Annotated in this window: 9 protein-coding genes and 1 riboswitch; of the genes, 1 reads left to right on the forward strand and 8 read right to left on the reverse strand. The window is 44.9% G+C overall.

Annotation, left to right across the window (positions count from 1 at the left end; genetic code table 11):
- Positions 1-14: 14 nt before the first annotated feature.
- Positions 15-2,687 carry a calcium-translocating P-type ATPase, SERCA-type gene (locus NZD81_RS07245; RefSeq protein WP_014663925.1) on the reverse strand — a complete coding sequence of 891 codons (2,673 nt, stop codon included), beginning with the start codon at positions 2,685-2,687 and terminating at the stop codon, positions 15-17.
- A gap of 121 nt (positions 2,688-2,808) precedes the next feature.
- Between NZD81_RS07245 and rqcH the strand changes: the two genes are divergently transcribed.
- Positions 2,809-4,521: a tRNA modification protein RqcH gene (rqcH, locus tag NZD81_RS07250; RefSeq protein ID WP_282374305.1), complete on the forward strand. Its 1,713-nt coding sequence runs from the start codon at positions 2,809-2,811 to the stop codon at positions 4,519-4,521.
- A 39-nt stretch (positions 4,522-4,560) separates the two neighbouring features.
- On the opposite strand, the gene sirC is transcribed toward rqcH, so the two are convergent.
- From sirC to NZD81_RS07285, 7 genes are all read right to left on the reverse strand, one after another.
- Positions 4,561-5,049: a precorrin-2 dehydrogenase gene (gene sirC, locus NZD81_RS07255; RefSeq protein ID WP_014663923.1), complete on the reverse strand. Its 489-nt coding sequence runs from the start codon at positions 5,047-5,049 to the stop codon at positions 4,561-4,563.
- The gene (gene sirB, locus NZD81_RS07260; RefSeq protein ID WP_040083199.1) at positions 5,030-5,815 is read right to left on the reverse strand and encodes a sirohydrochlorin chelatase; all 786 of its coding nucleotides are present in this window, start codon (positions 5,813-5,815) and stop codon (positions 5,030-5,032) included. Before sirB ends, sirC begins: the two co-directional genes overlap by 20 nt.
- A 1-nt stretch (position 5,816) precedes the next feature.
- Entirely contained in the window at positions 5,817-6,590 is a 774-nt protein-coding gene (gene cobA, locus NZD81_RS07265; RefSeq protein WP_014663921.1) for a uroporphyrinogen-III C-methyltransferase, read from the reverse strand.
- 99 nt (positions 6,591-6,689) lie between these two features.
- The gene (gene cysC / locus NZD81_RS07270) at positions 6,690-7,283 is read right to left on the reverse strand and encodes an adenylyl-sulfate kinase (protein ID WP_071580688.1); all 594 of its coding nucleotides are present in this window, start codon (positions 7,281-7,283) and stop codon (positions 6,690-6,692) included.
- Positions 7,284-7,295: 12 nt separating this feature from the next.
- Positions 7,296-8,444 (reverse strand): sulfate adenylyltransferase, encoded by a 1,149-nt coding sequence (gene sat, locus NZD81_RS07275; RefSeq protein ID WP_103032040.1) that lies wholly within the window; start codon positions 8,442-8,444, stop codon positions 7,296-7,298.
- 48 nt (positions 8,445-8,492) lie between these two features.
- Positions 8,493-9,557: a sulfate permease gene (gene cysP / locus NZD81_RS07280; RefSeq protein ID WP_040083201.1), complete on the reverse strand. Its 1,065-nt coding sequence runs from the start codon at positions 9,555-9,557 to the stop codon at positions 8,493-8,495.
- Between the two features lie 11 nt (positions 9,558-9,568).
- Positions 9,569-10,270 (reverse strand): phosphoadenylyl-sulfate reductase, encoded by a 702-nt coding sequence (locus tag NZD81_RS07285; RefSeq protein ID WP_003238646.1) that lies wholly within the window; start codon positions 10,268-10,270, stop codon positions 9,569-9,571.
- 162 nt (positions 10,271-10,432) lie between these two features.
- Positions 10,433-10,538: riboswitch (SAM riboswitch) on the reverse strand.
- Positions 10,539-10,616: the final 78 nt, after the last annotated feature.

Genomic DNA, 10,616 nt, shown 5'->3' on the forward strand with positions numbered 1-10,616 from the left:
TATATCATATGGATTTATTTTTTTCTTGTTAAAAGTGACCCCGCCAGTAAAAAAGTAGGGATGGCGGACATACCGATGACGAGCATCCAGTCTCCCGGAGTGATGGCTACGGTATGGAAAATCGGCTGAAGCGGCGGATAGTAGATCACGACAAGCATCAGCAAAATGGATGACAATACCGCACCGATTAAATACAGGTTTTGAAACGGATTTCTGGAGAAAACAGAAGTCTCGCTTCGACAGTCAAAAACGTGAATAAGCTGAGCCAGCACCAATGTTGCAAATGCGATCGTCTGGGCATAAGCCAAATTTTCTGGATTGCGGTGGTACACAATGATAAACGCTAAAATAGTGGCAGCTCCGATTAAAAATCCTCTGGAGACGACCTTCCACCCTAGCTTGCGGGCAAATACCCCTTCTTTCGGATGACGGGGCTTGCGCTTCATTACGTCTCCTTCCGGCTGATCCATGCCGAGCGCCATTGCCGGCAATCCGTCCGTCACCAAGTTGACCCACAAAATCTGAATCGGAACGAGCGGCAAAGGAAGAGCGAGCAGCATCGCAAACAGCATGACAAGGATTTCCCCGACATTAGAAGCTAACAGGTATCTAATAAACTTTCTGATATTTTCGTAGATGTTCCTGCCTTCTTTTATCGCTGATTTAATCGTCGCAAAATTATCATCCACGAGCACAAGAGATGACGCTTCTTTAGCCACATCTGTCCCGGTAATGCCCATAGAGACGCCGATATCAGCTTGTTTAATGGCAGGGGCATCATTGACGCCGTCTCCCGTCATCGCCACGATATGCCCGTTCTCCTGATAGGCTTTTACGATTTTCAGCTTATGCTCAGGAGAAACGCGGGCAAATACATACACATCCTCCACTACATTAGAAAGCTCTTCTTGAGAAAGTTCATTCAGCATTTTCCCATCCATAATTTTTCCGCTTTTCGGAAGGAGGCGCAGATCTTTCGCTATCGCTTTAGCGGTCTCCACATGATCACCTGTAATCATGACGGTCTTAATTCCCGCTTCACGGCATTCTTTAATCGCCTGTCTGACTTCCGGCCGCGGCGGGTCAATGATACCTGAAAGGCCGAGCATCGTCAGATCTTTTTCCGCCTGCTCCATTGACGGTGTTTCGCCTGCTCTTATCGGCCTGTAGGCGACCGCTATCGTTCTGAGCGCCTGAGATGCCAAATGTCTTAATACCGCCTCTGTTTCTGCTCTTCTTTCATTTGAAAAAAGAGCGGCTGAGCCGTCATAATAAATACGGGAAGATCGCTGCATCAGTACATCCGGTGCACCTTTTGTAATGATATAGCGCTTTCTGTCCTGATCCTCTACGATGACAGTCATCATTTTCCGTGCAGAATCAAAAGGAAATTCTTCAATCACCCTGTAGTTTGCTTCAACAAACTCCTTTGAAAAACCGCCTTTTCTTGCCGCGGTGAGCAGCGCCCCCTCTGTCGGATCTCCGTCAAGCACATATTCTCCGTCTCTTTTCTCAATATTGGAGTTGTTACAGAGCGCCCCGAACAGAAGCATCTGCTGAAGCGGCTTATGTTCATTGATACTGACCTCTTTTTCGTTCAGTGTGAAGCTTCCTTTCGGTTCATACCCGGCCCCTGTCACTCTCCATGTTTTCCCTCCGGACCACACATGTGTCACCGTCATTTTGTTTTGGGTCATTGTCCCTGTTTTATCTGAACAAATGATAGACGCACACCCAAGCGTTTCAACAGCAGGAAGCTTTCTAACAATGGATTTTTGTTTAATCATCCGCTGTACACCAAGCGACAGCGCCACTGTGACAATCGCCGGCAGTCCCTCTGGAATGGCGGCTACCGCTAATGAGACACCCGCTAAAAACATGCTGTACAGATCATGCCCCTGAATAACACCGACAGCAACAACAAGAACGGTCAGAAGCAATGCAACAACAATCAAAATCTTCCCAAGCTGCTCCAGTCTTCTTTGCAGCGGGGTTGACAGCGTCCCTGCCGATTCAAGCATGTCGGCAATTTTCCCCATTGCTGTATTCATCCCTGTCCCGACGACAACCCCGACACCGCTGCCGCGGGTCACAATCGTTCCCATAAATGCCATATTGGTAATATCGCCAAGTGAAACATCCGGTTTTTTCAGTTTATCAGCGTGCTTCACAACCGGAATTGATTCCCCGGTCAGCGCTGATTCTTCTATTTCAAGGCTTCTCGCTTCAACAATTCGAACGTCCGCGCCAATCCTGTCCCCGCTTGTAAATTTCACAATATCCCCCGGCACAAGTTCCTTAGAAGGAATCTTTGTCCAGCTTCCTTCCCTGAGTGCCATGACATGCGGTGTTGAAAGCTCTTTTAAAGCTTGAAGAGATTGCTCAGCTCGCCTTTCTTGAAAGAAACCGAGTATGCCATTCACAAACACAATCGCAATAATCGCAACCGCATCTACATATTCACCAAGAAATCCTGAGATTAACGTTGCCGCCAGAAGCACAAGCACCATAAAATCTTTGAACTGCGCGAAAAACAAGAGAAGCGCTGACGTTTTTTTCCCTTCTTGCAGCTCGTTTGGCCCATGCTTGTCAAGGCGTTTTTTCACTTCTTTTTCTGTTAATCCTTGTTTCATGGACGTATTGGTTGCCTCTAGTAAATCTGTTTGTCCCATTTCATGAAACTTCATTCCGCTCGTCCACTCCCCTGCTCTCTTATAGAGATATCACTCTATAAGCATGCTTATTCTGACTCGTCCCATTTCATGCTATAATTATCGAATGCAGGAAGAATGAGAGGGTGTATTGCATATGTCGTTTGATGGCATGTTTACATACGGAATGACACACGAACTTAACGAGAAAATAATGGGCGGACGAATTACAAAAGTCCACCAGCCATATAAGCACGATGTGATTTTCCACATCCGTGCCAAGGGAAAAAACCAAAAACTATTATTATCGGCACATCCGAGCTATTCACGGGTGCATATCACGACACAAACTTATGAAAATCCAAGCGAACCACCAATGTTTTGCATGCTGCTGAGAAAGCATATCGAAGGCGGATTCATTGAGAAAATCGAACAAGCGGGCTTAGACCGCATTATGATTTTTCATATCAAAAGCCGAAACGAAATTGGCGATGAAACCGTGCGAAAGCTTTATGTAGAAATTATGGGCCGCCACAGCAATATTATTTTGACCGACGCTGCAGAAAATGTGATCATCGACGGACTTAAGCATTTATCGCCGTCAATGAACAGCTACCGTACAGTACTGCCCGGCCAAGATTATAAGCTTCCGCCTGCCCAGGACAAAATATCACCGCTTGAGGCGTCAGAAGATGATATTTTGCGTCACCTCAGTTTTCAAGAAGGACGGCTTGATAAACAAATTGTCGACCACTTTTCAGGGGTGTCTCCGCTTTTCGCCAAAGAAGCGGTTCACAGAGCTGGCCTCACCAACAAAGTCACACTGCCAAAAGCGTTGCTGGCACTGTTTGCCGAAGTAAAAGAGCACCGTTTCATTCCCAACATTACGACTGTAAACGGAAAGGAATATTTTTATCTGCTGGAGCTGACTCATCTAAAAGGCGAAGCGCGCCGTTTTGATTCATTAAGCGACCTGCTCGACCGTTTTTATTTCGGAAAAGCTGAACGAGATCGGGTCAAACAGCAGGCTCAAGATCTTGAGCGGTTTGTTGTCAACGAACGGAAGAAAAATGCCAACAAAATCAAAAAATTAGAGAAAACACTGGAGTATTCGGAAAATGCGAAGGAATTCCAGCTTTACGGGGAGCTTTTAACTGCTAATTTATATATGCTGAAAAAAGGTGATAAACAGGCTGAGGTCATCAACTATTATGATGAAGAAAGCCCGACGATCACGATTCCTTTAAACCCGAACAAAACACCTTCTGAAAACGCCCAGGCCTACTTCACGAAGTATCAGAAAGCGAAAAATTCGGTCGCGGTTGTAGAGGAGCAAATCAGGCTGGCACAGGAAGAGATCGAATACTTCGATCAGCTGATTCAGCAGCTTTCCTCCGCTTCTCCCCGGGATATCAGTGAAATCAGGGAAGAGCTTGTGGAGGGCAAATATTTACGCCCTAAGCAGCAAAAAGGCCAGAAAAAGCAAAAAACGCACAACCCGGTGTTAGAAACATACGAATCCTCCTCAGGACTGACAATTTTAGTGGGTAAGAATAATCGCCAAAATGAATATTTAACGACAAGAGCGGCTGCCAGAGATGATATTTGGCTTCACACGAAGGACATTCCTGGCTCCCACGTTGTGATCAGAAGTAGCGAACCGGATGAGCAAACAATCATTGAAGCCGCGACAATTGCAGCTTATTTTTCAAAAGCTAAAGATTCAAGCTCCGTGCCTGTAGATTATACAAAAATCAGGCATGTCAAAAAACCGAACGGCGCGAAACCCGGTTTCGTCACCTATGACAGCCAGCATACCGTCTTTGTCACGCCAGATGCTGATACTGTCATCAAGCTGAAAAAAAGCTGAGCCGCATAAAGAAAAGCCAGAGCATTATTATGCTCTGGCTTATTTCTTTCTTCTCACTTGATAAAGCCTATCCACTTCAGCAACAAATTCGCCGTCAATCAGCTTATCCATGTTTTCAGCAAGCTCTTTTGTGTGCTTTGGACTGGCTCCGCTTGTAGAAACGGACACCGTGACATACCCTCTTTTTACGATTTTCGGCATATATACATTGCCAAGCTCAGCGTCACTGACACAATTGACAAGCTGAAAAGGCGAAGCGGATTGGGCAATTTCTTTGTTCACTGCCGCATCATCCGTCGCGGCAATAATGAAAAAAGCATTGAGATAATCTTCTTTTTCGATCGTCCGTTTTTTCCATTTGATGCGTTGATCTTCTGCCATTTGCTTGATTTCCGGTTCAACATCCGGACTGACAAGCGTTATATCTGCTCCTTCAGAAATCACCGTTTTCAGTCTTCTGAGAGCGATGCTGCCGCCCCCCGCAATGACAACCTTCTTCTTTTCCAGGCTAATGTGCAGCGGAAGCATATGAACCTCCATCAAAATCAAATTGTCCCTCAGGATTTGCCGCAGTTTCTTTCACACGGTTTAAAAATGCGCTTTTCACATGAGGGTGGAAACCGATATAAGAAGAAAGATAGACATTCGGATTATGAGCTTTTAATGTCTGAACCTCTCGTTCAATTTCATTCATCAGCATACCCGTAAAGAGCAAATACGGAACGATAAAGGTTGTTGTGCCGTCATCTTTTTCAAGTTCTGAAAAAACCTCTTTGTAATTCGGGCCGCATGCTGTCAAAAAGCACGGAATGACTTCCTTGACTGGAACCATTTCCTGAAGAAGATGAGCAATACCAGTCACGTCTCTTTTGACATCTGGATCTGAACTTCCCCTTCCGATGAGCACCACTCTGGCATTTTCATACGGAACACCAATGTCTTTCATTCGATGATATACAGCCTTGACTACTTCTTCGTCAATCCCGATCGGCTTTCCGTATGAAATATGGACTGACGGAAATCGGGATGCAGCACGCGCAATTTCTTCCGGAATATCATGTTTTGCATGCGCAGCTGTTAAAAGAAGCAGAGGCACCACTGCGATATGAGTGGCGCCTTGCTTCACACATGCTTCAAATCCTGTCTCAATTGTCGGCTCCTGAAGCTCTAAAAAGCTGATTTCTTGTACTGGCACAGAGATGTGTGCCTTACACCCTTCCAAAAAGGCTGCGGCTTCTTGCTGAGCTTTTTTGACCCGGCTGCCGTGGCCGACATATAAAATCGCTTGTTTCATTTTACAACGCCTCGCTTAAATCTTGTTTTTTCAGTTCAGATTCAAACCATTCCAGCTTATAGTGATAATTTACAACATTTCCAATGACAATTAAACTCGGATTTGTAATGTTTTCTTTTATCACCGTTTCTGAAAGGGTGTCAACTGTACAAAAAACAGATTTTTGCTTGTCCGTTGTTCCCCAATGAATAAAGGCTGCCGGCGTAGAACCGTCCCGGCCGTTTTCAAGGAGTTTTCTTTCAATCTGCTGCACGTTTTTGATACCCATATAGATGACAAGTGTATCAATTCCTGTAGCCAGCGCTTTCCACTTTTCCTCAAAATCTTCATCACTTTTATAATGACCCGTTACAAATGCGACGTTAGAGCCCGCATCCCGATGAGTAACAGGAATCCCGGCATAAGCAGCTGCCGCGATTCCTGACGTAATGCCGGGGATGATTTCAAACGGTATGCCATTTTCAGAGAGGCATTCCGCTTCTTCCCCTCCCCTGCCGAACACAAAAGGGTCCCCGCCTTTCAGTCTGACAACTATTTTCCCTTTTTGCGCATACTTCACAAGAAATCGATTGATGGTTTCCTGCTTCATCGTATGAAAATCTGGAAGCTTCCCGCAGTAGATCAGGTCTGCTTGCTCTTTGGCATATTGTAAAATCTCTTTATTTACTAATCTGTCATATAAGATAACATCAGCTTTTTCAATGGCTTTCAGCGCTTTAATCGTCAGCAGATCAGGATCACCGGGACCCGCTCCTACAATATATACTTTTCCCATCGTATTTCCCCCGATCTATTCGAGTTCTTCCAGAACATTCACTTGTGATGTTGTTCTCGCTTGCATTCCGGCATCTGAGAAGAACGCAGCAGATCATATTCAGCTCAATTTTTGTTTGACAAACTCGATCAGCTGATTTTTACACGCTTCACGATCATGCTGTCCTGAATCAAGAACGAGCTCTGGCGCTTCCGGTTCTTCATAAGGAGAATCAATTCCTGTAAAAAACGGAATCTCTCCGTTTCTTGCTTTTTTGTAGAGCCCTTTCGGATCCCTTTGTTCACAAATATCAAGGTCGCATTTAATGTATACTTCATTGAATTCGCCAGTTTCCACAAGCTCGCGAACCTGCTGTCTGTCCTCGCGGAAAGGAGAGATAAAAGCAGTAATGACAATGGTTCCCTGCTGAACAAAAAGTTTTGCCACCTCTCCAATTCGGCGGATGTTTTCTTTCCGGTCTTCATCAGAAAAACCGAGATCCTTATTTAAGCCGTGACGGATATTATCCCCGTCCAGCACAATGACTTGGTAGCCTTGCTCAAATAATTCTCTCGCAGCGGCGTTGGCAATGGTTGATTTGCCTGAGCCGCTTAACCCTGTCAGCCAGAGAATGGAGCTTTTATGCTTGTTTTTTTGTTGGTACTCTTCTTTTGTGATAGAGGCTTCATGCCATACAATATCGCGATTTGTCACTGCCAGTCCTCCTTAAGATACGCCTACTTCTTCTTTTTTCTTCATCCCTTTGATTAACACTTCTACGACTTCTTTTCGGCTGAATTCGGCAGGAGGCAGCACACCGTCTCTCAGCATACCTCTTACCTTAGTGCCTGATAAAATGACGTGATGCTCTCTGCCATGAGGGCATGTTTTCGCTGTCCCCATATTTCCGCATTTTTTACAGAAGAAGCTGTGCTCGAATTTCAGCGGTGTAATCCCGAGTTCTTCAGGTTTGAATGTGTCAAACAGCTCCTGTGCTTCGTATGTTCCGTAATAGTCACCTACACCTGCATGATCACGGCCAACGATGAAATGTGTGCATCCGTAGTTCTTTCTGACAAGCGCGTGGAAAATGGCTTCTCTCGGGCCTGCATAACGCATCGCCGCCAAAAAGACACCAAGGAACACGCGATCTTTCGGGTAATAATGATCAAGAAGAACTTGGTAGCTTTCCATCCGTACATCAGCTGGGATGTCATCGGATTTTGTTTCACCTACTAACGGATTCAAGAACAAGCCGTCTACTGTTTCAAGAGCCGTTTTTTGAATGTATTCATGCGCTCTGTGAACAGGGTTTCTTGTTTGGAAGCCGACAATCGTTTCCCAGCCTTTTTCAGCAAACTGGCGTCTTGTTTCTGCCGGTTCAAAAGTAAACTCAGGGAACTGTTTTGAAGCTTTTTTAATCAACGTGATCGGTCCGCCGACATATGTATTGCCGCGGCTGAACAGTTTTTTAACACCCGGATGCTCCTGCTCATCCGTTTTGTACACATTGATAGCTTCTTTTTGTTTGTCAGGCACATACAGGTCTTCGATTTGGATAACGCCGTATGTGTCTCCTTCATACGTTAACTTTACCGTTTCGCCAACTGACAGTTCCGCTGCTTTTTGCGCATCGACCGGAAGTGTGATTGGAAGAGACCAGACAACGCCGGAAGAAAGACGCATGTTTTCGACAACAGATTCGTAATCTTTTTCATTAAAGAAACCTTCAATCGGGCTGTATGCACCGATACCGATCAATTCCAAATCCGCGAAAGAAATTAAATCAAGTTCAATTTCTTTTTGAATGCTGCTCACATCATATGATTCATCTACTCTATTTACTAATGTTCCTCCATGTGGTGCTAAGCTCATAACATCCATCTCCTCCTAGTTAACTTATAAAATTACTCAGATTAATGTTCAGATTCCCCCGCCTTGTTCGTGGACTGAGCGTCTCTCTTTACGAATGGCCTTTGTCAGGCTGACGGCACCGCCCGCCGCTAAAAGCACACTTACCATGATAAAGATCGAATAATAATCCGCTTTTAAAAACAAGGATACAAGCAGATAAGAAATCGATAAAGATAAAAACGGCGATACGATCCATACCTTCAGCATCGTTTGAACAACTTGTTTATGGAACACGTTCGGACCGTTTTTTGCCATGCCTATGCCGATAATAGACGATGACGTGACTTGCGCCAAGGGCACCGGCATCCCAAATACAGAACTGATTATTACCAGTCCCGCTCCTGTGCCAGATAAGAGAATGCCTTCTCCTTTTGAAAATCTCGTAATTTTCTTCCCGTTTGTTTCTAATACACGCCGGCCTAATAACAGTGCGCCGAGCGCAACAAAAGCTCCTCCGTACAAGGTCCCTTTTACGACATCAAGCACACCGGCAGCCACTAACGGGCCAACGGCATTCGCCACATTATTCATGCCGGCAGAGAATGCTTCGAAAAATCCGGCAACTAACAAAACAATGCCGAGGATTTTTTGCTGTTTAGAAGATTTCACTTCAATCTTAAAATAACGAAAAAGCTTAGATACGAAATAGGTGAAGCCAAAAGCGAACAGCGGGACAAAAACCCAAAATGTCACAATGATCAGAAGATTATTCACAAACAATACTTTATAAGCCACTCCCACGCCGACAACCGCGCCGACCGTCACTTCACTTGTCGATAAAGGAATGCCGAGCAGATTAGCCGTAAAGAGCGACAGCGCAGCAGCTCCAATAATGATGCAAACAATCGTCAGTGTAATCGTCTGTTCTGGGATAATGCCAGAGCTGATTGTTTTTACGACCTCGCCTCCGCCAATGACCGCCCCGGCCAAGACACCGACTGCGCATAGGATCAAAGCGTAGGTTTTCTTTTTGATGGCTCCAGAGCCGTAAGCAACTCCCATCGAAGCTGCAGCGCCGCTTGCACCAATATTCATCGCGAAAAACAAGCTAAATAAAATAGCGGCTAGTTCCATTTTGCAGCTCCTTATTCATGCAGTCCGCATTCTGTTTTCGCCATACCATTCCATCTGCCTGAACGCAGATCCTCTGCGGTAAAAGCGGGAGCAGTGCAAGGCGCACAGCCAATACTTGGGTATCCTTGGTCATGAAGCGGATTGTAGTCCAGTTCATTCCGTGATGTGTATCTCCAAATGTCTTTCCAAGTCCAATGGATAAGCGGGCAAACTTTTACTGACTTGAATTTTTCATCTTTGTTTAAGAAATTCGTATTGGCACGGCTTGGCCCTTGATCACGGCGCAGACCGGAAAGCCAGGCTGGATGTCCTGAAAGCGCCTCTCTTAAAGGAACGACCTTTCTAAGGTAGCAGCACTGATTCGGCTCTCTTTCCCACAGCTTGTCACCATATTCCTCGGCTTGTTCCTCAAGGGTGAGGTCTGGTTTTTTCAGGATGATATTAAGACCTGGATAACGCTCTTTCACTCGTTCAATTGTTTCATAGGTCTCTTTAAAATGAAGTCCTGTATCAAGAAACACAATCTCTGCGTCTTTTTTCACTTTATAAATTAAGTCAATCAAAACGATTCCCTCAATTCCGAAACTGCAGGCATAAACAAGCTGGTTGCCGTAATGGCCGTATGCCCACTTTAAAACTGACAGCGCTCCTTTATAAGGATCGTCTTCCGGAAATGTAATCGTTGGTTCTTCCCAATTATCATACGTTAACATTTCTTCTTTCCTCCTTTCGGAGACAAACAAACAGTAGCTTCCTGCCGGTTGTCTTTTCCCAATTGTAATATGATTCTTGGCTGGTGATTTCAAACAGCCTTTTTGCCTCTTAAAATAAAAAACTTTCAATCCGGCGGAAAGAAAGACAGGAACAGCATGTAGCCCTTATCTTTCAAAATGGAATTCATTTTGCTAGAAGTAGCACCTTACAAACTATGCAGGTTGCCGGGCTTCATAGGTCCAGTCCCTCAGCCGCTCTTGATAAGTTTTTCAGATTTGTAGTAAATTTTAGCACAATTCTAACATAAGTCAACCCGACTTTTTTTATAGGATTAATAAAAAAACA

The sequence above is a fragment of the Bacillus sp. B.PNR1 genome (assembly GCF_030386235.1).
Classification (GTDB): domain Bacteria; phylum Bacillota; class Bacilli; order Bacillales; family Bacillaceae; genus Bacillus; species Bacillus stercoris.